Consider the following 20,583-nt stretch of genomic DNA (forward strand, 5'->3'; position numbering starts at 1 on the left):
CCGGGCCTCAGGCCTCGGCGGGCGGGGTCCAGTCGGGGTCGGCCTGGGGGAACTCGTCGCTGGCCGAGGCGCCGGCCTGGGCGTGCGGCGACCAGTTCTCCAGCTCCGACATCACCTGCGGGTGCTTGTCGACGCACACCACGAGCAGGTCGCCGCGGTTGGCGCGCGACATCGCGTGGTGGACGGCCTCGATCTCGTCGTGGATGACCTCGAGCTGCTTGCAGCGGGCGCCGGCGTCCATGGCCCGGCGTACTCCCTCGGCGACCAGGGCGGAGGTCTCGCCGCGCTCGCGCTTGCGCAGGGCGACGTCCTCGCGGACGACGACCACGTCGAAGTGCTGGGCCGCGACCTCGCCGAGCTCGCGCATGTCCTCGTCGCGGCGGTCGCCGGCGGTGGCGATCACGCCGATGCGCGAGGGCTTGCCCAGCTCGCTGCCGGAGTCGAGCCCCTCGCCGACGCGGTCCACGAAGTCGCCGAGCATCCGCATGCCCGGGGCGTTGTGGCAGTAGTCGACGATGACGTTGACGCCGTTGACCTCGATCTCGTTGAGACGACCGGGGGAGAGGTAGTAGCTGGTGGAGAAGGTGCGCAGCCCCTGGCGGATGTCGTGCAGCGGGGCGCCGACGGCGAAGGCCGCGGCGGCCGCCCCCAGGGCGTTCTGGACGTTCATCCGGGCCCGCCCGGAGAAGGTCGCGGGCAGCAGGTGGGTGAACGCCAGCTGCATGTCGCGGGCGCCGTGGCGCACGACGATCATCTCGCCGCGCTCGGTCGGCTGGAGGACGACCGCCTTGCCGCCGCGGCGGCAGTGGGCGTCGATCATCTCGCGCTCCTCCGAGCCCGGCTCGGCCATCGAGAACCACACCACCTGGCCCGAGCAGCGACGGCGCATCTCGCGCACCAGCGGGTCGTCGGCGTTGAGCACGGCGTGGCCGTTGCGCGGCACCGCCTCGACCAGGACGGCCTTGACGTCCGCGAGCTGCTCGACGGTGTCGATGCCGCGCAGGCCGAGGTGGTCCGGCTGCACGTTGAGGACCACGGCGACGTCGTTGCGCTCGTAGCCCAGGCCCTCGCGCAGGATCCCGCCGCGGGCGACCTCGAAGACCGCGAAGTCGACGCGCGGGTTCTGCAGCACCATCCGGGCGCTACGGGGGCCCGAGGCGTCGGCGCGGATCAGCAGGCGCTCGTCGATGACCACGCCGTCGGTGGAGGTCATGCCGACCTTGCGGCCCATCCCCTTGAAGATGTGGCTGATCATCCGGCTGGTGGTGGTCTTGCCGTTGGTGCCGGTGACGGCCACGATCGGGATCCGGCTCGGCGCCCCGACGGGGAAGAGCATGTCGACGACCGGCTTGGCGATGAACTGCGGCTCGCCGATGGTCGGGTGGGTGTGCATCCGGAAGCCCGGGGCGGCGTTGACCTCGCAGATCGCGCCGCCGGTCTCGCGCACGGGCTGGGTGATGTCGGGGCAGATGAAGTCGATGCCGGCGATGTCGAGGCCGACCATCTGGGCGGCCTCCTCGGCGATCTCGACGTTCTCCGGGTGCGCCTCGAAGGTGCGGTCGATGGAGATGCCGCCGGTGGACATGTTGCCGGTCAGCGCGAGCTTGACCATCTCGCCCTCGGCCGGCACCGAGTCCAGGCTGTGACCCTGGTCGGCGAGCACCTCCTCGGCGGCGGCGTCCACCTTGATCCGGGTCAGGATCTTCTCGTGGCCCACGCCGCGGCGCGGGTCGGCGTTGGTGAGGTCGACCAGGGCCCGCACGGTGCTGGCGCCGTCACCCACGACGTGGGCGGGCACGCGCTCGGCGATGGCGGCCATCCGGCCGTCGATGATCAGGCAGCGGTAGTCCTTGCCGGTCACGAAGGACTCCACGATGACCCAGCCGCGCCGGGACTGCTCCTCGGCCACGACGAAGGCCTCGCGCACCTCCTGCTCGTCCTGGAGGTCCAGGCAGACGCCGCGGCCGTGGTTGCCGTCGAGCGGCTTGACCACGACCGGGAACCCGATCCGGCGGGCGGCGGCCGCGGCCTGGTCGGCGGTGCGCACCGACTCCTGCTTGGGCACGGGCAGGCCCGCGGCCGAGAGCAGACGGGTGGTGAGGTCCTTGTCGGAGGCGATGTCGACCGCGATCGAGCTGGTCTCCGAGGTCATGGTGGCGCGGATCCGCTTGGCGTGGACGCCCTGGCCGAGCTGCACGAGCGAGTGCTGGTTGAGCCGGATCCAGGGGATGTCGCGCGAGACCGCCTCGTCGATGATGGCCTGGGTGGAGGGGCCGAAGGCGGTGCGCTGGGCGCGCAGGATGAAGGAGTCCAGCTCGGCCTCGAAGTCGAGCTCGGGGTCGGGCTCTACGAGGTGGTTGACCAGACGTACGGCGAGCCGGCCGGCCGCCAGCCCCACCTGCTCGTCGACGTAGCCGTAGACGATGTTGTAGTGCCCCTTCTGGCCCTTCACCGCGCGGGTCTTGCCGCGGCGGATGTCGTGGCCGACGACCTGCTGGAGCGCCAGCGCGACGTGCTCGGCGACGTGGCCCAGCCAGGTGCCCTCGTGGAGCCGCTCGACGAAGCCGCCGCGCCGGCCACGTGAGCAGGAGTGCTCGCGCAGGCCCGGGAGCTCCTCGAGGAGGTGCTCGGTGAAGCCGGGCAGCGTGTTGGTCGGGAACTCCTCGAGCACGCCGAGGTCGACCACGAGGTGGATGGCCTTGTCGTAGGACCACACGTTGGCGCCGCGGTAGACCCGGGTCTCCAGGATCGCCAGGTCGGGGGCGGGTCGTCCGCCGGAGCTGATCGTGGTGGTCCGGTCGCTGCGCTGGTCACTCATCACGGTCTCCCTTGGTTCGGCGGGCGAGGCGGCGACGGAGCACGGACGGCGACACGTCGCCGGCCGCGATGTCGCGGGTCATCTTGCGCAGGTCGTGGTGGGCCGAGGCGATCGCCTCGGCCTCGACCGGGTCGTCGGCGGCCGGGGTCGGCAGCAGCCGCCGGTCGGTCAGGTCGAAGCGGGCCCCGGCGGGCAGCACGTGCAGCACCACGCCCGAGGCCAGGATCGGCTTGCGCTCCTTGGCCTCGTGGGCGTTGGAGACCATGTGGGTGCCGTCCATGACCGTCACCGAGCCGCGCCCGGCCACGGTCATCACCTCGTGGCCGTCCTCGGTGGTGCTGACCACGGCGGCGGTGTCCTCGTCGACGCCCAGGCCGAGCAGCTGGGGGCTCTGGGAGACGATCATCAGCAGCCGGCCGTAGCGGTTGCGCTGGGCGAAGTGCTGGTCGATCACGCAGTTCTCCACCAGCCCCAGTCCCGCGGCCACCTGGGTCATCCGCTGCTTGGGGGTCGAGCCCCCGGGCCCGAAGGCCACCATGTGGGAGGACTGGATGCTGGCGCCGGCCGAGGTGCCGGCGATCGTCACGCCGCGCTCGCGGGCCGCGACCAGCGCGTGGCCGAAGGGCGTGCCGGCGATCACCGTGGACAGCTTGAGCTGGTTGCCGCCGGTCATGAAGACGCCGGTGGCCCGCTCGAGCTCGGCGACCAGGGCCGGGTCGGAGGCGTCGGCCCGGTGCTCGGGACGCACCGCGTAGACCTCGCCGGCGCCCAGCTTCTCGAAGAGGGCGGCGTAGACGTCGACGATCTCCTGCCCGAGCGAGGAGGCGGTGGGCACGACCGCGATGCGGGCGTCGGACCCGCCGGCCCGGCGCACGAACTCGGTGAGGATGGTGCGCTTGCCGAGCTTGTCCTCAGCACCGCCGATGACGAGCAGGTCGCCGCGAGGGGATCCCGCCGTGGGTGTGGGACCGATTGGCATGACAGGAAGACTAAGGGGTGGAAGATTGACGCTGTGAGCGCCTCTTCCACCGACGATCATCCCGTCCGGGGGCGTGTCCTGGTCGTGATGCGTCACGGTCGGGCCGAGCCCTACGGCGACGAGGACCACCGCCGGCTGCTGACCGACCGGGGGGAGCGCGAGGCCCGTGCGGCGGGGGAGTGGCTGGCCTCCGAGCGGCTGCTGCCCGACCACGCGCTGGTCTCGGCCGCGGTGCGCACGCGCGCCACCTGGGCGCAGGTCGCGGCCGCCTCGGGGTGCACCGTGGAGGCGGACTTCTCCGAGGCGGCGTACGCCGCGGACGCCGACACGGCGCTGGACCTGCTGCGGGCGGTGCCGGCCGACGCCGGGACGGTGCTCTACGTCGGGCACAACCCGACGGCCGCCTCGCTGGCGGTGCTGCTGGACGCCGGCGACCCCGACCCCGACGCCTTCCGCGTGGTCAGCGGCGGGCTGCCCACCGGTGCCGTGGCGGTGCTGGAGGTCACGGTGCCGTGGAGCGAGCTGGACACCGGGACCTCGCGCCTGGTCCGGGCCCACGTCGGCAGCTGACCCGGCACGACGCGTCCCGGCCCGCGAGCAGCGGGGCCGAGGCGGCTCAGGCGACCCGGTGGTCCTCGGGCTTGAAGTCCTTGGCCAACCGCCGGAAGGTGAAGGAGAAGCCGGGGAACATCGCGATCACGTGGCCGTCGCGGGACTGGTACCACGACGTGCAGCCGCCCTGCTTCCACACCGTCTGCTCCATCTCGGAGTGGATCATCGCGGTGTAGTCGTCCTCGGCCTCGGCGGTGACCTCGAGCGTGCGGGCGCCGCTGCGACGGGTGTGCTCGAGGGCGCGGACGACGTACTCCAGCTGGGCCTCGATCACGAAGATCGCGGAGGTGTGCCCGATGCCGGTGTTGGGGCCGGTGATCAGGAACAGGTTGGGGAAGCCGGGCATGGTCGTGCCGAGGTAGGCGCGCGGGAACTCCTCCCAGAACGACGACAGCTTCTGGCCGTCGCGGCCCACGACCGGGTAGGAGATCACGCCGTCGGTGGCGTCGTAGCCGGTCGACCACACGATCACGTCGAGGTCGAGCTGCTGGCCGTCCGTGGTGGTGATGCCCGCCGGGGTGACCTCCGCGATGCCGCCGTCGCGGTCGTGCACGGTCGCGTTGGGCGCCGAGAGCGCGGGGTAGAGGGTGTTGGACAGGATGATCCGCTTGCAGCCGATGGTGAAGGCGGGCGTGAGCCGCTCGCGCAGCGCCGGGTCCGGGACCAGCTCGGCGAGGTGCTTGCGGGCGTGGCGCTCGGCGACCAGCTTCAGGGCCGTGCGGGAGTACTTGAAGCCCACGACCCGCATCTCCAGGCCCCAGTAGATGGCCGTGCGCAGCGCCCGGTAGAGCGGGCGCACGCCGAGCAGCCGGCGCTGCCAGCGCGAGAAGTCCCGGTCGGGCCGGGGGAGCACCCAGTGCGGCGAGCGCTGGAAGACGTGCAGCTCCTCGACCTCGGGCTGGATGGCCGGGATGACCTGGGCGGCGCTCGCGCCGGACCCGACGATGGCGACCTTCTTGCCGGTCAGGTCGACCGAGTGGTCCCAGTCGTTGGTGTGGAACTGCGCCCCGGCGAAGGTCGCGCGACCCCGGAACTCCGGCACCACCGGCGTGCTGAGCGGGCCGGAGGCGTTGATGACGAACTGGGCCGTGAACAGCCCCTGGCTGGTCTCGACCTCCCACGCGCTGCCGGTCCAGGTGAGCTGCTGGACCTCGGTCTCGAGCCGGGTGCGCTCGCGCAGCCCGTGCTTGTCGATGACGTGGTGGGTGTACTCCTCCAGCTCGGCCTGGTCGGCGAACATCTTGGTCCACCGGTAGGGCTCCGAGGCGATGGAGTAGAGCGGCGACTGCACGTCGACGGCCGCGCCGGGGTAGCTGTTCTGCGCCCAGGTGCCGCCCATGAAGTCGCGCCGCTCGAGGATCACGAAGTCCTCGATGCCCCGCTCGAGCAGGTTGATCGCGGCGCACTGGCCGCCGAAGCCGCTGCCGATGATGACGACGGTGTGCGTGCTCATGGGGAAACTCCCTCGCAGGGTCATGTCTGAAGACGACCGTCATCACTCTAGAAGTGAGGACGCGCGATTCTCAATCCGGTGTGAGGGAGGTTACGCGGGCTCGGGGCCGCCGCGTGGGGCTTCAGGCAGGACGTCGGGCGGGCGTCGGGTCGGGCCGCCGCCGACGTCTCAGCCGCTGACGTCGAGGGCCGCGGAGACCCCGGTCAGGAAGCGCGCCGTCGCCTCGACCACGGCGGCGCGCGAGGTGCTGTGGCCGGCCAGCAGGCGGTCGGTGGCGACCTGGCTGATCCCGCCGGCCGCGGCCGTGGCGACCACCGCGTCCGCGACCGGGTCGCCCACGCGGTCGGGCCGTCGCTCGGCGACCTGGTCCAGCAGCAGGGCGGCGAAGCGTTGCATGCCCGCGCGGTACGCCGCGTCGACCCGCGGGCTCACGCCGAGCACCTCCAGCCACACCACGCGGGCCAGGTGCTCGTCCTCGGCCACGGCGAAGAACGCCTCCAGCGCGGAGCGGGCGACGACGCCGAGCTCGGCCTCGGCCGGCACGACGGCGGCCCCCTCGGCGACCGCGGCCACCAGCCGGTCCAGGCACTCCTCGTAGACCGCGACCAGCAGGTCCTCGGTGTGGTCGAAGGCCTCGTAGAAGTAGCGGTCGGCCACCTTGGCCCGGCGGCACAGCACGCGCACGGTGGTGGCGCGGAAGCCGATCGAGCCGAACAGCTCCAGGCCGGCGTCGAGGAGCTGGCGCCGTCGTCGGGCCGTGCGGTCCTGCTGGCTCTCGCCGGCGTAGGGGCGGCCCGGGTCGGTGCTCACGCGGTCATCCTGCCCGACGCCGGGCCCACCCGGCCGTCGCGGACCGCGCTCAGACCGGGGGCTCGGGCGTGGCGAGGCCGGCCTCGGCGTCGGCCGCGACGATCTCCTCGCGACTGATCCCGAGCAGGTAGAGGACGGCGTCCATGTAGGGCACGTTGACGGCCGTGTGGGCGGCCTCCTGCACCACGGGCTTGGCGTTGAAGGCGATCCCGAGGCCCGCCGCGTTGAGCATGTCGAGGTCGTTGGCGCCGTCCCCGATCGCGATCGTGGCGCTCACCGGGACCCCGCTCTCGGCAGCGAAGCGACGCAGCGCCTCGGCCTTGCCGGCCCGGTCCACGATGCGGCCCAGGACGCGCCCGGTCAGCCTCCCGTCGACGATCTCGAGCTCGTTGGCCAGCGCGAAGTCGATCTCCAGCTCGGCGGCCAGGCGGTCGGTGAGCTGGGAGAACCCGCCGCTGACGATCGCGAAGCGGTAGCCGAGCCGCTTGAGGGTGCGCACGGTCGTGCGGGCGCCCGGGGCCAGCACCAGGTCGGCGTACACCTGGTCGAGGACGGTGGCGGGCAGGCCCTCGAGCAGGGCGACCCGCGAGCGCAGGCTCTCGGCGAAGTCGAGCTCGCCGCGCATGGCCGCCTCGGTCACCCGGGCGACCTCCTCCTCGCAGCCGGCGTGGGCGGCGAGCATCTCGATCACCTCGCCCTGGATCAGGGTGGAGTCGACGTCCATCACGATCAGCCGCTGCCCGCGGCGCATCAGGTTGGCCGGCTGGACGGCGATGTCGACGCCCTGGGCGGAGGCCTCGCGCGCCAGCACGTCGCGTAGGCGCTCGGGATCCACCCCGGAGACGTGCAGGTCGATGGCGGTGATCGGGTAGCGCGCCATCCGCTCGATGCGGTCGATGTTGGCCCCGGTGTCGGCGATCCGGCCGGCGATCGCGGCGACCGCGGGGGAGCGCAGCGGGGTGCCGAGCACGGTCACGTGGCTGCGGCCCTCGGGACGGGGCCGGTTGTCACCGGAGCCCTGGGACAGCTCGATGGTCATGTCCAGGCGGGCGGCCACCGCCTCCATCGCCTCGCGCAGCGGGTTCCAGTCGCGTGGGGCGCTCACCAGGAGCCCGAGGATCAGGCGGCGGCGCAGCACGATCTGCTCGATGTCGACGACCTCGACGCCGAAGCGGGCCAGGGTGTCGAAGACCAGCGAGGTCACGCCGGGCCGGTCCTTGCCGGTGAGCGTGATCAGGAGCGTGCGGGCGGGCTCGCGCGGGCCAGGGGCGGGGGTCGGGTCCAGCACGGGCACGAGGGTAGCCGGGTCGGCGGGTCAGCCGGCGCGGCCCGTGCAGGCGCCGACCAGCGCCCGTCGGGCGGCGCGGTCGAGGTCGGCCAGGGCGGCGCGCCGCTGCGAGACCTCGTACGCCGACACGGCGCCGCCCTCGTCGGTCCGGGCCAGCTCGACCACCTCGAGGCAGAGCACGCCGCGCTCGATCGACTCCACGAGCCGTGGGTCCATCCCGGGCGGCAGCGGCAGCGCAGGCCGGTGGCGCAGGTTCATCAGCACGTCCGGGACCTCCGGCGCCCAGGCCGCGACGTCGAGGTCGACCAGCCGCCGCGTGACCTCGAGGAGGGTGGTGCGCAGCTCGCTGGCGGACTCGCGGGCGTCGACGTACGGCGCGGGGTCGGCGCGGTGGGCCCGCCACACCACCGTGCGGGCGTCGACCTCGGGGACCAGCGCCACCGGGCCCGCGATCACGGCCTGGCCGGCCTCGAGCGCGGCGGCGGTGAGGGGAGGGGGACCGCCGAGCCCGAGCGGGTCGCCTGGCGCGGGCAGCGCGAGTGACACCGGACCCGCGAGCGCCGCTGGCAGGGCCGCCAGCTCGAGGACCTCGCGCTCGGGCAGGTCCACCACCAGGTGGCGGGGGTCCTGGTCGCGCACCGCGTCGGCGAGCTCGTCGGGGCCGGCGTGCCCGGCGCGCACGGCGTCGAGCCACGTGGCCAGGACGACGGAGACGGGCAGCTGGGTCACGCACAGGAGCCTAGGTCGCGCCCGGGAGGGCCGGCAGCGGCGCCCCGGGGCGTGGCCCGCCCCGGCGAGGGCCACCCCGGCCGGTAGGTTGGGTCACCGCACGCAGGCAGCGCCTGGCCGTCCGAACCGTGAGGTCCCACCACCGTGAACGCAGTGCTCGAGCTCGCCGACGTCACCGTCCGACGAGGGGCCTCCACCCTGCTCGACGGCGTCGACTGGGCCGTGGAGGAGGACGAGCGCTGGGTCGTCCTGGGGCCCAACGGCGCCGGCAAGACCACGTTGCTCCAGCTCTGCTCGGCCCAGATCCACCCCACCTCCGGGGTGGTCGGCATCCTCGGCGAGGTCGTCGGCACCGTCGACCTGTTCGAGCTGCGCCCCCGGATCGGGGTGACCAGCGCCGCGGTGGCCGAGCGGATCCCGCGCCACGAGCTGGTCCGCGACGTGGTCGTCTCCGCGTCGTACGGCGTGGTGGGGCGGTGGCGGGAGAAGTACGACGAGCTCGACCACGAGCGCGCCGCCGAGCTGCTCCGCGAGGTGGGGGCCGGCGCCCTGGTCGACCGCACCTTCGGCACCCTGAGCGAGGGCGAGCGCAAGCGCACCCTGATCGCGCGGGCGCTGATGACCGACCCCGAGCTGCTGCTCCTCGACGAGCCGGCCGCGGGCCTGGACCTCGGGGGCCGCGAGGACCTCGTCTCGACGCTGTCGACGCTGGCGATGGACGAGTACAGCCCCGCCACGGTGCTGGTCTCCCACCACGTCGAGGAGATCCCGGTCGGCTTCACCCACGCCCTGATGCTGCGCGAGGGGGCGGTCGTCGCGGCCGGTCCGATCCCGCACGTGCTGACCGCCGACGTGCTCTCCGAGACCTTCGGGATGCGGCTCGCGCTGTCCGAGGTCGACGGCCGGTTCGCAGCACGCCGGGCCTGAGCCCGTGAGGCCCGCCGCGTGCGGGACCGGTGGCTAGGCTCGGTCCATGGACTGGCTCCGGGACCACATGTGGGAGGCCTGGCTGGCGCTGGGCGTGGGCCTCGCCGCCCTCGAGCTGGTCAGCCTGGACCTGTTCCTGGTGATGCTCGCCGGTGGGGCACTGGTCGGCATGCTGACCGCGCTGCTCGGCGGGCCGGTCGCGCTGCAGATCGTCCTGGCGCTGGTCGCATCGGTGGGACTGCTCGGGGTGATCCGTCCCGGCGTCGTACGCCGACTGCACGGCGGTCCCGACCTGCGCACCGGCACCGACGCCCTGATCGGCCAGCGGGCCACGGTGGTGCGCGAGCTGCGCTTCGGCGCGGTCGGCCGCGTCAAGATCGGCGGCGAGGAGTGGACCGCGCAGCCCTACGACGAGGACGACCAGATCGAGGCCGGCGCGGCCGTCGACGTCGTCCAGATCAAGGGCGCCACGGCGTACGTCCTGCGCACGCACCCGCTCGGACCCTCGGGTCCCCCGACACCCGGACCCGGGGCCCTGGGGTCCTAGGTGCCCGTCCACGGGTGGGCCTAGGGTCGACCCGACACACACAACCTCTTGGGGGTAGTCATGGGAGCAGCACTGCTGATCCTGTTCGTGGCCTTCCTGGTCTTCGTCGTGCTCGTCCTGGCGAAGACCATCCGGATCATCCCGCAGGCGCGGGCCGGCATCGTGGAGCGCTTCGGCAAGTACCGCGCGACCCTGTCGCCGGGTCTGAACATCGTGACCCCCTTCATCGACCGGGTCCGCTACGTGATCGACATGCGCGAGCAGGTCGTGTCCTTCCCGCCGCAGAACGTGATCACCGAGGACAACCTGACCGTCGCCGTCGACACGGTCATCTACTTCCAGGTCACCGACCCGGTCTCGGCGACCTACGAGATCGCGAACTACATCTCCGCGGTCGAGCAGCTCACCATGACGACCCTGCGCAACATCGTCGGTGGCATGGACCTGGAGCAGACGCTGACCTCGCGCGAGGAGATCAACCGCGGCCTGTCCAGCGTGCTGGACGAGGTGACCGGACGCTGGGGCATCCGCGTCGGCCGCGTCGAGATCAAGGGGATCGACCCGCCGCCCTCCATCAAGGACTCGATGGAGAAGCAGATGCGCGCCGACCGCGACAAGCGCGCCGCCATCCTCACCGCCGAGGGCCAGCGCCAGTCCGCCATCCTCACCGCCGAGGGCAACAAGCAGTCCTCGATCCTCAACGCCGAGGGCGACCGCGAGGCGGTCATCCTGCGGGCCCAGGCCGAGCGGGAGTCCGCGATCCTCAAGGCCCAGGGTGAGGGCCAGGCCATCCAGACGGTCTTCCAGGCCATCCACGACGGCCAGCCCGACCAGGGCCTGCTGGCCTACCAGTACCTCCAGATGATGCCCAAGATCGCCGAGGGGTCGGCCAACAAGGTGTGGGTCGTCCCCTCCGAGATCACCAAGGCGCTCGAGGGGCTCGGCTCCTCGCTGCACCAGGTCGCCGGCATCCCCCAGCACACCGGTGGGGTCAAGAACCGCGTCGACATGGGCGCACCGCCCTCGGAGGTGGCCTCGGTGGACTCCTCGCTGAGCACCGCCAACGAGGAGGTCCAGAAGGCGATCGCCGCCGCCGAGGCCTCGGCCCGCGGCGTGGGCGGGTCGTCGCGCACCGGTGAGGCCGACACGTCGGCAGGCCCCGCCGCCCCCTCGACCGGTGCCGCGGACCCGGGTGAGGCGCCCGCCGGTCCGTGAGCGCCTGGGAGATCGTCGCCGTCCTGCTCGCCGGGGTGGCCGCCGGGACCATCAACACCGTGGTGGGGTCGGGGACGCTGATCACGTTCCCGACCCTGCTGGCGTTCGGGATCCCACCGGTCACCGCCAACGTCTCCAACACCATCGGGCTCGCGCCCGGGTCGCTGTCGGGGGCGATCGGCTACCGCGCCGAGCTCACCGGCCAGCGCGCCCGGCTCCTGCGCCTGGGGTCGGCCTCGCTGGGCGGCGGCATCGTGGGGGCGCTGCTCCTGCTGGTGCTGCCCTCGGCCGCCTTCGACGCCGTCGTGCCCGTGCTGATCCTGCTCGGCTGCGCCCTGGTGATCGCCGGCCCGCGGATCTCGCGCCGGGTGGCGGCCCGGGCGGCCGAGCGCGGCGGCATCGCCGAGCACGGCGTGTGGTGGGTCTGGCCGGCGGTCTTCGGCGCCGGCGTGTACGGCGGCTACTTCGGCGCCGCCCAGGGCGTGCTGCTGATGGCCGTGCTGGGTATCGGCGTCGCCGACACGATGCAGCGCCACAACGCCACCAAGAACGTGCTCGCCCTGATCGTCAACGGCATCGCCGCTCTGGTCTTCATCCTGCTGGCCTACGTCGACGTGCCGTTCCTGCCCGGCGGTGCGGTCGGCACGGTCGACTGGCCGATCGCCGGCCTCATCGCCGTCGGCTCCGTGGTCGGGGGCCAGCTCGGCGCGACCGTCGGCCGCCGCCTGCCCCCCATGGCCCTGCGGGTGCTGATCGTCGTGGTCGGCGTGGCCGCGGTGATCTCCTTCCTCCTCCGCTGACCGGGCGCGCTGCTGGTCCACACCGCGACCGGCGGACGCTCGGCTTCGGCGGCGGGCTGAACCTGCGCCACCTCCCCGAGGCGGTGGAGTCGATCGACGCGGTGGAGCCGTCGGACCGCGGGTGGGCGCTCTCGCAGCGGCGTCGGGCGCGCCAGGACCTGCCGGTGCGTCGGGTCGGGCTCGACGGCCAGCGGCTGGACGCCGCGGGATCGGCGTACGACCACGCGTCCCTGAGGCCGCGTCACGCGGCTGTCAGGGGGTGTCCCTAGGGTCGGGGGCATGACGGATCAGACAGGGCAGACCATGACGGGCCGGACCGTGCTGGTGACCGGGGCGAGCGACGGGATCGGCGCCGAGGCGGCGCGGCAGCTGGCCGACCGCGGGGCGACGGTGCTGGTGACCGGACGCTCGGCGGACAAGCTGCGCCCGGTGGCCGAGGCGGTGGGCACCGAGCCGCTGGTCGCGGACTACTCCCGCCTCGACGACGTGCGCCGCCTGGCGAGCGAGGTCGCCGAGCGGGTCGGCTCGATCGACGTGCTGCTCAACAACGCCGGCGGCACCTTCAAGCCCTCGGCCCGCACCCACGACGGCCACGAGCCGAACTTCCAGGTCAACCACCTGGCCCCGTTCCTGCTCACCAACCTGCTCCACGACCGGCTGACGGCAGCCGGTCGCTCGCTGGTCCTGAACACCTCGAGCATCGGCAACCTGATCGGGCGGATCAAGCTTGACGACCTGGACTACGAGCACCGGCGCGCGATCGAGTTCCCGGCGTACGGCACGGGCAAGCTGATGAACATCGTCTTCACCCGCGGCATCGCCCAGCGCTGGTCCGGCGACGGCGTCGTGTCGGCGGCGGTGCACCCGGGTCCGGTGGGCAGCTCGTTCGGCCGCGACTCCTGGCTGGTCGGCCTGGCCTACCGCACCCCGCTGAAGCGCCTCGCCACGATCAGCGTGCCCGAGGGCGCGGCACCCCTGGTGACGCTGGCCGAGCGCGGTCCCGCGCCCGAGATCCAGGGTCGCTACTTCAGCCGCTTCACCATCGACGGTCGCGAGGCCGGGCAGGCCCACGACCAGCGCGTCATCGACGGCCTGTGGGAGCGCTCGGCCGCGCTGGTGGGTCTGGGTTGACCCCGGGTCGCGGGGCCGGGCCTTTTAGTCGGTGAGCTCGCGCACGCCGACCACGACCGCGCCCACCGCGACGGCGGCCAGGAGCAGGCCGGCGGGCTTGGAGACCTCGCCCTTGACCGCGCCGGCGAGGCCGGTGAGGGCGTCGGCCCCGTCGACGGCGACGCCGAGCTGGACGACCTGTTGGCGGGCCTTGCCCGAGCTCAGCAGCGTGATCGCGCCGAGCGCGGCCTCCCTCGAGCCGAACAGTCGCGTCATCGGCACGAGCTGCGGGTTGGTGCCGGGGTTCATCAGGAACGTGCGGGCCGCGAGGCGCGGGGAGACGAGCGAGACGGTGCCGAGGGTGAGTCGGGCCAGGGCGAGTCCGGTGACGGGATCCATGCGGCGACGCTAGCGGAGTCAGGGTCGGGGCGCGCCGTTCTCGACGTACGCCGACAGGAAGCGACCCAGCTCGTCGAAGACCCGGCTGCGGGCCGGCTCGGGGGAGAGCGTCACGTCGTGCAGGGCGCCCTCGACCTGGGCCAGCGTGACGTGCGAGGACAGCAGTCCCGCCCGGCGACGGATGCGGTCCACGTCGAGCACCACGTCGGTGGCCAGCAGGTCGGGGTCGCCCTGCGAGGTGGGGTGGCCGCTGCGGGTCGAGGTCACCACCAGCACCGGTGAGGTCAGGTCGAGTCCTCGCCCGAGCCGGGCCTGGCCCTCGCGGACGGCGCGCAGCCAGCCCGCCCGCACGGGGAACGAGGTCTCGGGCTTCCAGTCGAGGTCGAAGTCCCACTCGCCGAGGTGGCTGCTGTGCAGGCTCTGGGTGTAGAGCCCGTTGAGCTCGCGGGGGATCACCTGGTGGGGGCGGACCCGCCCCAGCCGGTGGATGGCCGGCATCGCGACCAGCCGGGTGAAGGCGTCGCCGTGCATGTCGATCCAGGGCGAGTTCAGGAACACCGCCGCCGGACGCAGGCCCCGGTCGGCCAGCCACAGCGGCACGGTCAGACCGCCCGTGGAGTGCGCCGAGACCACCACCTCGTCGTGGTCCGCGGTGACCAGCGCGAGCGCCGCGTCGAGCTCCTCGTGGTACTCCGCGAGGTCGGTGACGAAGTTGGGGGTCTGGTGGGGGCGCAGCGAGCGGCCGTACTTGCGCAGGTCCAGGGCGTAGAAGTCGTAGCCGCGCTCGACCCAGAAGTCGGCGGCCGCGGTCTGGAAGAAGTAGTCGCAGAACCCGTGGACGTGCAGCACCGCTCGCCGCGTGAGGGACCCGGCGGGCCGGTGGACCAGCGTCGCGACGACCTCGCCCTCGGCGTCGGGTCGCAGGGTGAGGGTCCGCACGGTGTAGGGGGCCCCCAGGACGTCGGTGGTGGTGGTCTCGCTCACCGGCCGATCATGCCACCGAGCCCGGTCCGGTCCGCCCACCGGAGGCGGGCGAGCGGCCGGCGCGGGGCGCGGGAGAATGGCCCGGTGAGCAGCGAGACACCCGACGTGCCGACCTACCCGGTCGGCCTGCGCCTGGCCGGCCGCCGCGTCCTGGTCGTGGGCGGCGGGTCGGTCGCCCAGCGACGGGTGCCCGGCCTGCTCGTCGCGGGGGCCGTCGTCGAGGTGGTCGCGCCGCAGGTCACCCCGGCGATCGAGGGCCTGGTGGGGTCCGGCGAGGTCCACTGGCAGCGGCGCGGGTTCGAGGACACCGACCTCGCGGGGGCGTGGTACGTCCTGGCCGCCACCGACGACCCGGCCGTCAACGTCCGGGTCGGCGACCTCGCCGAGGCCGCCCGCGTGTTCTGCGTCCGGGCCGACGACGCTGCGTCGTCCTCGGCCTTCACCCCGGCCACCGGCAGCCACGACGGCGCCACGGTGGCCGTCCTCGGCCGCTCGCCGGCCGACCGCGACCCCCGCCGGCACGCCCGCCTGCGCGACGACATCGTCGAGGGGCTGCGCGACGGCTCCCTCGGGCTGCGTCCCACCGCGGCGACGTCGTCGGAGGGGGACGCCCCCGGGCTCGCGGGTGCGGTCCCTCCCGGGCCCGGACCGGACGACGCGCGCACCGGTCGCGTGGTCCTGGTCGGCGGTGGGCCGGGGGACCCCGAGCTGATCTCGATCGCGGGGCGCAAGGCCCTGATGGCGGCCGACGTCGTGGTGGCCGACCGGCTGGCGCCGCGCGAGCTCCTGGGCGACCTCCCGGCCGACACCGAGATCGTCGACGTCGCCAAGCTCCCGCGCGGGCGCTCGGCCCAGCAGGCCGAGATCAACCGGATCATCGTGGAGCGGGCGCTCGCGGGGGCGCGGGTGGTGCGGTTTAAGGGCGGGGACAGCTTCGTCTTCGGCCGCGGCTACGAGGAGGTCGAGGCCTGCCGCGCGGCGGGGGTCCCGGTCACCGTCGTGCCCGGCATCAGCAGCCCGCTCGCGGTCCCGGCCGTGGCCGGCATCCCGGTCACGCACCGCGGCGTCACCCACGACCTGACCGTCGTCTCGGGCCACCTGCCGCCCGGTCACCCGGACTCCCTGGTGCGCTGGGAGGCGCTGGCCGGCCTGCGGGGCACCCTGGTGCTGATGATGGCGGTGGAGAACGCGCCCCGGATCGCCGAGGCGCTCCTGGCCGGCGGCCGCGACCCACGTACGCCGGTCGCGGTCGTCTGCGACGGCACCATGCCCACCCAGCGCACCGTGCTGGCCACCCTCGGCGGGCTCGCCGAGGCGCTGCGGCGCGAGGCCGTCCAGCCGCCGGCGGTGATCGTCGTGGGCGACGTGGTCGCGGTGGCCCACCCGGAGGCGTTCGGCCGGACGCCCGGCCCGACGGCACCGTCAGCACCGGCGCCGACCGCGGCGGACGAGTCCTAGTGGCGACGTACGTCGAGATCGACGACCCCGCCGACCCGCGGTTGGCCGACTACCGCGACCTGCGCGACGTGCAGCTGCGCCAGTCGCTGGAGGCCGAGCACGGGCTGTTCCTGGCCGAGGGCGAGAAGGTCGTTCGCCGGGCGGCCGGTGCCGGCTACCCGGTGCGGTCCTTCCTGATGGCGCCGCGCTGGCTCGAGGGGCTGGCCGACGTGCTCGGGGCCAGCGACGCGCCCTGCTACGTCGTCTCCGAGGCGCTGGCCGAGCAGGTCACCGGCTTCCACGTCCACCGCGGGGCCCTGGCCTCCCTGGCCCGGACGCCGCTCCCCAGCGTCGCCGAGGTCCTCGAGGGCGCCCGCACGGTCGTGGTGCTCGAGGACCTCGTCGACCACACCAACGTCGGGGCGGTCCTGCGCAGTGCGGCCGCCCTCGGGGTCGACGCCGCGCTGCTGTCCCCGCGCTGCGCGGACCCGCTCTACCGCCGCGCGGTCAAGGTGGCGATGGGGGCGGTCTTCGCGCTGCCCTGGACCCGCTTGCCGGACTGGTGGTCGGCACTGCCGGACCTCTCCGAGCAGGGGTTCACCACCATCGCGCTGACCCTGGGGGAGGGGGCGGTGCCGCTGGAGGAGGCGGTGCTCGGTCTAGACCGCGTGGCCCTCGTGCTCGGCTCCGAGGGGCACGGCCTCTCGCCCCGCTGGGAGGCATCTGCGCAGGTCAGGGCTACGATCGAGATGCGCGCCGACGTCGACTCCCTCAACGTCGCGGCCGCGGCCGCCCTGGCCTGCTACGTCGCCGCGCGTCGCTGAGCGGCCCGGAACGCACCCCTCGCGACCACGCGACCCTCTATCCTGCCCGTCGTGGAGGACGAGGTCGGGGGCCGGTTGGGGCCCGTCGAGGAGCTCGTGTCGCAGGTGGCGGACTACGCCATCATCCGGCTCGACCCCGACGGCACGATCCGCACCTGGAACCTCGGGGCCGAGCGGGTCAAGGGCTACACCGCCGAGGAGGCCGTGGGCCGCAGCTTCGAGGTCTTCTACACCGAGGCCGACCGCGCCGACGGCCTGCCGTGGCGCCTGCTGGCCACGGCCCGCGACAAGGGCCGCGTCGAGCACGTCGGCTGGCGGATGCGCCGCGACGGCTCCCGGTTCTGGGCCGACGTCGTCCTCACCGCGCTGCGTGACGAGTCCGGCCGCCTCACCGGCTTCGCCAAGGTGACCCGCGACCTCACCGAGCAGCACGACCTCGAGGTGCGCCTGCGGGCGAGCGAGGAGCGGCTGCGGCTTCTGGTCGGGCAGGTGGCCGACTACGCGATCATCGCGCTCGGCCCGACGGGCACCATCGAGACCTGGAACCTCGGGGCCGAGCGGGTCAAGGGCTACACCGCCGAGGAGGCCATCGGTCAGGACTTCTCGATCTTCTACACCGCGGCGGACCGCGAGGCCGGGCTGCCCGAGCGCCTGCTCGAGCAGGCCCGTCGGAACGGACGCGTCGAGCACCGGGGCTGGCGTGTGCGCAAGGACGGGTCGCGGTTCTGGGGCGAGGCGCTGATCACCGCGCTCCACGACGAGGACGGCCACCTGACCGGGTTCGCCAAGGTCACCCGCGACCGCAGCGACGTCAAGGCGCTCGAGGACGCCCAGGACGCGTTCTACGCCGGCTTCCGGCACGACTTCCGCACCCCGGTGACCGCGATCAACGGCTTCGCCGAGGCGCTGCGCGACGCCGATCCCGACACGCAGGAGTACCTCGTCGACCGGATCCAGGCCAACACCGAGCGCCTGATGGGGATGGTCGACGGGCTGGTGCACTTCGCCCAGGAGCGGCGCACGCACGCCGACCTCACGCTGGAGCCGCTGGACGTGGCCGAGGTGGCCCGCGGGGTCGTGGACGACCTGGCCCCGGCGTACGGCTCGGGTCGCGTGCACGTCGCACCGGGCCCCGCGCCCGCGCTGGCCGACAGCGGGGCCCTGCACCGGGTGCTGACCAACCTCGTGGTCAACGCCGTCAAGTACAGCGAGGCCGGCACACCGGTCGAGGTCACCTTCGACGCCCCAGCCCCGGGCCGCACCGCCTTCACGGTGGAGGACCGCGGCCGCGGCATCCACGCCGACGACGTCGCCACGATCCTGGACAGCTTCCAGCGGGGCCGCCTGGCCACCGCGGACGGCGGCACCGGCCTCGGCCTGACCAGCGTGCGCGACCTGGTGCGCCAGCAGGACGGGTCGGTGCTGGTCCGCAGTGAGCTCGGGAGGGGCACCAGCGTCACGATCGAGCTGCCCGCCCCGGTGAAGGGCCAGGCCGGCGACCGGTCTCAGCCCGCGGCGGGCTCCTCCGGCACCGCGGCCGGCCAGCCGAGCGGGTAGTCCTCCGCCGCGGACTCCATCTGCTTGCGCAGCCGCTTGCGCGACCTGTTGTTGAGCCGGTCGCCGAAGACGGTGCCCTGCGTGTGGTCGGTCTCGTGCTGGAGGCAGCGGGCCAGCAGCCCGTCGCCCTCGTAGGTCACGTCCTCGCCGTCCACGCCCTGTCCGGTCACGCGGGCGCGGTCGGGACGCGCGCACTCCACGAACGCGCCCGGGTAGGACAGGCACCCCTCGTCGTCGTCGTCGAGGCGACGCTCGCGACCCTCGGGCAGGTGCACGACCGGGTTGCACACGACCCCGCGGTGCAGGACCCCGTCGGCGTCGGGGCAGTCGAAGACGAAGACGGCGAGGTCGGTCCCGACCTGGCAGGCGGCCAGGCCGACGCCGTCGGCGGCGTACATCGTGGCCACCATGTCGGCGACCAGCGCGCGGAGCTCCTCGTCGTACGCCGTCACCGGTCGCGCGGGGCGGTGCATCACGGTCTCGCCCCACCGGGTGACCGGTCGCACCGAGCCGCCGGTGGGGAGCTCGACGGACGTGGGGGAGACGGGGGCCGACGCACGGGCTGACTCTCGCTCAGGCATGGGGGCGATTCTAGGCGTCCACCACGGGTGACCCGCGCCACGTGGACGGGTTGTGGCGCAATGTGTAACTCCGAGTTACATTCGGTGTCATGGCGACCAACACCGACAAGACCGCGCCCCAGCGTCTGCCCTGGACCCTGCTCCGGGCCGGCGGGCGTCACGGGCTCTCCGACAGCGAGCAGCGCGACCCGATCGGGCTCGCCGTGGCGGCCCTGAACAAGCTGGCCTCCAGCGAGCTCGTGGACAAGCTGGGCCTGCGCAAGACCAGCGAGCGCAGCGTCTACCGGGTGACCAGCGCGGGCTTCCGCACGGCCGGCACCGTCGGTCGCACGTTCTCCCGCGCCGGGAAGGCCACCCGCGGCAACCGGGTGCCCACCGCGCAGAACACCGGCCTGTTCGACCTGACGCCGTCCGAGGACGAGCAGATGATCGCCGACGTGGTGAAGGAGTTCGCCGCCGAGGTCGTCCGGCCGGCCGCCGCCGACGCCAACGAGACCTGCGAGGCCCCCGAGGACGTCCTCAAGGCCACCCTCGACATCGGGCTGCCGATCCTCGGCGTCCCCGAGGAGCTCGGCGGCATCGCCACCGAGCGCTCGGCCGTCACCGGCACCCTGGTCCACGAGGCCCTGGGCCACGGCGACATGGGCCTGGCCGTCGCCGCGCTGGCGCCCGGCGCCGTCGCCACCGCGCTCTCGCTGTGGGGCACCGACGAGCAGCAGTCGACCTACCTCCCGGCCTTCACCGGTGACGAGGTGCCCGCCGCGGCCCTGGCGCTGGCCGAGCCCACCGCCCTGTTCGACCCGCTCTCCCCGGCCACCATCGCGGTGAAGCGGGGGAGCAGCTACGTCCTGAACGGCGTCAAGTCCGGCGTCGTGCGCGGCGCCCAGGCCGAGCTGTTCGTCGTCGGCGCCGAGCTGGACGGGAAGCCGCAGCTGTTCCTGGTCGAGTCCAAGGCCGACGGCGTCACGATCGAGTCCGACCCGTCCATGGGTCTGCGGGCCGCCAGCCTGTCCAGGCTGCTGCTCACCGACGTCGAGGTCGAGGCGATCGCGCTGCTCGGCGACGCCGACGACTACGCCGAGTGCGTGCGCCTCTCGCGGCTGGCCTGGTGCGCCCTGGCCGTGGGCACCGCTCAGGCCGTGCTCGACTACGTCACCCCCTACGTCAAGGAGCGCGAGGCGTTCGGCGAGCCGATCGCGCACCGCCAGTCGGTCGCCTTCATGGTCGCCAACATCGCCATCGAGTCCCAGGGCATGCGGCTGCTGACCTGGCGCGCGGCCAGCCGCGTCGCCCAGGGCAAGTCCGCCGACCGCGAGATCGCGCTGGCCCGCCGGCTGTGCGCCGAGCGCGGGATGCAGATCGGCCTCGACGGCGTCCAGCTCCTCGGCGGCCACGGCTTCGTCAAGGAGCACCCGGTCGAGCGGTGGTACCGCGACCTGCGCGCCGTCGGCGTGATGGAGGGCGCGGTCCTCGTCTGAGCGACCGCCCACCCTCCCGCCCCCTCGACCGACCC

The 20,583-nt window shown here is 73.6% G+C and carries 19 protein-coding genes; 10 read left to right on the plus strand and 9 right to left on the minus strand.

Annotated features, from left to right (window positions below):
• Nucleotides 1-7: 7 nt before the first annotated feature.
• Nucleotides 8-2,818 carry a cyanophycin synthetase gene (gene cphA / locus ACYVDA_RS18980; protein ID WP_460820063.1) on the minus strand — a complete coding sequence of 937 codons (2,811 nt, stop codon included), beginning with the start codon at nt 2,816-2,818 and terminating at the stop codon, nt 8-10.
• Complete coding sequence (locus ACYVDA_RS18985; RefSeq protein ID WP_460820065.1) at nt 2,811-3,797, minus strand: cyanophycinase; 987 nt, start codon at nt 3,795-3,797, stop codon at nt 2,811-2,813. The genes cphA and ACYVDA_RS18985 overlap by 8 nt, the downstream gene beginning before the upstream one ends.
• A 33-nt stretch (nt 3,798-3,830) precedes the next feature.
• Here ACYVDA_RS18985 and ACYVDA_RS18990 point away from each other — a divergent pair, with 33 nt between their 5' ends.
• Nucleotides 3,831-4,367, plus strand: coding sequence for a SixA phosphatase family protein (locus ACYVDA_RS18990; protein WP_460820066.1), 537 nt, complete (start codon nt 3,831-3,833; stop codon nt 4,365-4,367).
• A gap of 46 nt (nt 4,368-4,413) precedes the next feature.
• Here the strand turns inward: ACYVDA_RS18990 and ACYVDA_RS18995 are convergent, their stop codons facing one another.
• The 4 genes from ACYVDA_RS18995 to ACYVDA_RS19010 all read right to left on the minus strand — a co-directional run bounded on the left by ACYVDA_RS18995 (nt 4,414) and on the right by ACYVDA_RS19010 (nt 8,689).
• On the minus strand, nt 4,414-5,862 hold the full coding sequence (locus tag ACYVDA_RS18995) for a flavin-containing monooxygenase (protein WP_460820067.1): 1,449 nt from the start codon (nt 5,860-5,862) through the stop codon (nt 4,414-4,416).
• A gap of 168 nt (nt 5,863-6,030) precedes the next feature.
• Nucleotides 6,031-6,672 carry a TetR/AcrR family transcriptional regulator gene (locus ACYVDA_RS19000; RefSeq protein WP_460820068.1) on the minus strand — a complete coding sequence of 214 codons (642 nt, stop codon included), beginning with the start codon at nt 6,670-6,672 and terminating at the stop codon, nt 6,031-6,033.
• 49 nt (nt 6,673-6,721) lie between these two features.
• Nucleotides 6,722-7,960 carry a phosphoserine phosphatase SerB gene (gene serB / locus ACYVDA_RS19005; RefSeq protein ID WP_460820069.1) on the minus strand — a complete coding sequence of 413 codons (1,239 nt, stop codon included), beginning with the start codon at nt 7,958-7,960 and terminating at the stop codon, nt 6,722-6,724.
• A 27-nt stretch (nt 7,961-7,987) separates the two neighbouring features.
• A complete protein-coding gene (locus ACYVDA_RS19010; protein WP_460820070.1) occupies nt 7,988-8,689 on the minus strand; it encodes a hypothetical protein in 702 nt (233 codons plus the stop codon).
• Nucleotides 8,690-8,833: 144 nt separating this feature from the next.
• On the opposite strand from ACYVDA_RS19010, the gene ACYVDA_RS19015 reads away from it, so the two are divergent.
• The 5 genes from ACYVDA_RS19015 to ACYVDA_RS19035 all read left to right on the plus strand — a co-directional run bounded on the left by ACYVDA_RS19015 (nt 8,834) and on the right by ACYVDA_RS19035 (nt 13,309).
• Nucleotides 8,834-9,616: an ABC transporter ATP-binding protein gene (locus ACYVDA_RS19015; protein ID WP_460820071.1), complete on the plus strand. Its 783-nt coding sequence runs from the start codon at nt 8,834-8,836 to the stop codon at nt 9,614-9,616.
• Between the two features lie 46 nt (nt 9,617-9,662).
• The gene (locus ACYVDA_RS19020; RefSeq protein WP_460820072.1) at nt 9,663-10,163 is read left to right on the plus strand and encodes an NfeD family protein; all 501 of its coding nucleotides are present in this window, start codon (nt 9,663-9,665) and stop codon (nt 10,161-10,163) included.
• 60 nt (nt 10,164-10,223) lie between these two features.
• Nucleotides 10,224-11,378 (plus strand): SPFH domain-containing protein, encoded by a 1,155-nt coding sequence (locus ACYVDA_RS19025; RefSeq protein WP_460820073.1) that lies wholly within the window; start codon nt 10,224-10,226, stop codon nt 11,376-11,378.
• Complete coding sequence (locus ACYVDA_RS19030; RefSeq protein WP_460820074.1) at nt 11,375-12,178, plus strand: sulfite exporter TauE/SafE family protein; 804 nt, start codon at nt 11,375-11,377, stop codon at nt 12,176-12,178. The genes ACYVDA_RS19025 and ACYVDA_RS19030 overlap by 4 nt, the downstream gene beginning before the upstream one ends.
• A gap of 279 nt (nt 12,179-12,457) precedes the next feature.
• Complete coding sequence (locus ACYVDA_RS19035) at nt 12,458-13,309, plus strand: SDR family NAD(P)-dependent oxidoreductase (RefSeq protein ID WP_460820075.1); 852 nt, start codon at nt 12,458-12,460, stop codon at nt 13,307-13,309.
• A gap of 24 nt (nt 13,310-13,333) precedes the next feature.
• Here ACYVDA_RS19035 and ACYVDA_RS19040 read toward each other — a convergent pair whose 3' ends face one another.
• Both ACYVDA_RS19040 and ACYVDA_RS19045 read right to left on the minus strand, forming a co-directional pair.
• The gene (locus ACYVDA_RS19040) at nt 13,334-13,687 is read right to left on the minus strand and encodes a hypothetical protein (RefSeq protein WP_460820076.1); all 354 of its coding nucleotides are present in this window, start codon (nt 13,685-13,687) and stop codon (nt 13,334-13,336) included.
• An 18-nt stretch (nt 13,688-13,705) separates the two neighbouring features.
• Nucleotides 13,706-14,671, minus strand: coding sequence for an alpha/beta hydrolase (locus ACYVDA_RS19045; protein ID WP_460820077.1), 966 nt, complete (start codon nt 14,669-14,671; stop codon nt 13,706-13,708).
• Between the two features lie 84 nt (nt 14,672-14,755).
• Here ACYVDA_RS19045 and cobA point away from each other — a divergent pair, with 84 nt between their 5' ends.
• The 3 genes from cobA to ACYVDA_RS19060 are packed head-to-tail and all read left to right on the plus strand — an operon-like array spanning nt 14,756 to nt 18,489.
• Nucleotides 14,756-16,129 (plus strand): uroporphyrinogen-III C-methyltransferase, encoded by a 1,374-nt coding sequence (gene cobA, locus ACYVDA_RS19050; RefSeq protein WP_460820078.1) that lies wholly within the window; start codon nt 14,756-14,758, stop codon nt 16,127-16,129.
• Nucleotides 16,129-16,932, plus strand: coding sequence for a TrmH family RNA methyltransferase (locus ACYVDA_RS19055; protein WP_460820079.1), 804 nt, complete (start codon nt 16,129-16,131; stop codon nt 16,930-16,932). Before cobA ends, ACYVDA_RS19055 begins: the two co-directional genes overlap by 1 nt.
• A gap of 51 nt (nt 16,933-16,983) precedes the next feature.
• Nucleotides 16,984-18,489 (plus strand): PAS domain-containing sensor histidine kinase, encoded by a 1,506-nt coding sequence (locus ACYVDA_RS19060; RefSeq protein ID WP_460820080.1) that lies wholly within the window; start codon nt 16,984-16,986, stop codon nt 18,487-18,489.
• Here ACYVDA_RS19060 and def read toward each other — a convergent pair.
• Nucleotides 18,438-19,070, minus strand: coding sequence for a peptide deformylase (def, locus tag ACYVDA_RS19065; protein WP_460820082.1), 633 nt, complete (start codon nt 19,068-19,070; stop codon nt 18,438-18,440). The genes ACYVDA_RS19060 and def overlap by 52 nt on opposite strands.
• Before the next feature lie 89 nt (nt 19,071-19,159).
• Here def and ACYVDA_RS19070 point away from each other — a divergent pair, with 89 nt between their 5' ends.
• Nucleotides 19,160-20,548, plus strand: coding sequence for an acyl-CoA dehydrogenase family protein (locus ACYVDA_RS19070; RefSeq protein WP_460820083.1), 1,389 nt, complete (start codon nt 19,160-19,162; stop codon nt 20,546-20,548).
• Nucleotides 20,549-20,583: the final 35 nt, after the last annotated feature.

It is taken from the genome of Nocardioides korecus, assembly GCF_054778395.1.